At 65.1% G+C, this 1,232-nt stretch carries 2 pseudogenes; one reads left to right on the top strand and one right to left on the bottom strand.

What is annotated here, in order from left to right:
• Positions 1-429: 429 nt before the first annotated feature.
• Positions 430-672, bottom strand: a pseudogene (locus ABT116_RS47860) (FadR/GntR family transcriptional regulator); the annotation flags it as partial.
• A gap of 99 nt (positions 673-771) precedes the next feature.
• Between ABT116_RS47860 and ABT116_RS47855 the strand changes: the two are divergent.
• Positions 772-1,164 (top strand): annotated as a pseudogene (locus tag ABT116_RS47855) (transporter permease); the annotation flags it as partial.
• Positions 1,165-1,232: the final 68 nt, after the last annotated feature.

Genomic DNA, 1,232 nt, shown 5'->3' with positions numbered 1-1,232 from the left:
AGGACAAGGAGCGCCCACAGCGGCTTGGGCATGTGGCGGATCTCGTCGTCCTTCGTGCTGATGCAGTCGATGAACGCGTACACGCTGAGCGCCAGGGGCGAGCTGATCGAGTCGCGCAGACAGTCGCGCCGAGGACTCGGGCACGTCCGCCTGCTGGGCGATGGTGTCGTCGAGATCAGCCAATAAGCCGCCACCGGCCAGGTGCCTGACGCAGCGCCACGTCTCGGCGAAGTTTCTCGCGGTCCCGTCGTCGGTCAACATCGCGACCCGAAGCGCAGCGTTGGGATTCGACGCCGCCGCCCGAGCCAGGCCGGCCATGATCGCTTCCCTGGCCGCAGTCAGTTCGTCGACGGTTCGGTCCTGTAGCCGCACTCCCGAGTCCGCAGAGCGGCCCGCGTCAGGCGTCGGAGCTTCACGAATCACTGCACCGTTGCCGTGCTGGATTTCGACTCGGCCCCGGATTTCGAGGGCAACGAGCGCCTGAGCGAGCGACGCGCGACTCACGCCGAGTTCGGCAGCCAGGCTGCGTTCGGGAGGAAGCCGATCGCCGGGCGAAAGACCTTGAGCCTCGATGAAATTCGAGATGTGCTCGGCCAACTGCTCGTACAGACGCGGACGCTTCAATCGTCCGGGCAGGCCCGAGCGCGAGCCGGGCGATGACGTCGAATTCATGCCTCGGAGTGTACTTGACAAATGGCGCAGTGGCAGAGAGGCTAGGCCAATTCCAAGTGATGCAGACCACAAGATGGTCGCGAACGGATTGAGAGTTCGATGGCAAATGTCATAGCCCTGTCAGTACTTGTCCTGGTGTTCGTCATATCCACCGTGAGGTCGGTGAACATGGGTGCGCTTGCCCTGGTGGCTGCCTTCGTCGTCGGAACACTGGTCTTCACCGTCGATACCAGCGAGATCCTCGACGGCTTCCCGGCCAGCCTCTTCGTCATCCTGGTCGGTGTCACTTACCTGTTCGCGCTGGCCAGAAACAACGGCACGGTCGACTGGATCATTCACGCGGCAGTGCGGGCGGTCAGAGGACGAGTGGCCCTCGTGCCGTGGGCGATGTTCGCGGTGTGCGCGGCCGTGACCGCCATGGGTGCGGTCAGTCCCGCTGCCGTCGCCATCATCGCGCCCGTGGCGATGGGCTTCGCCACCCGCTACCGGATCCATGCGGTGTCGGCACCGACCAGCTGACCGGCCCGGCGACCCTGGACGAGGTCCGCGCGGCGTACGAG

Origin of the sequence: Streptomyces sp. NPDC002130 (genome assembly GCF_040296465.1) — a bacterium.
In the GTDB taxonomy this organism is placed as follows: Bacteria; Actinomycetota; Actinomycetes; order Streptomycetales; family Streptomycetaceae; genus Streptomyces.
This window is presented reverse-complemented; position numbering and strand designations above follow the sequence as displayed.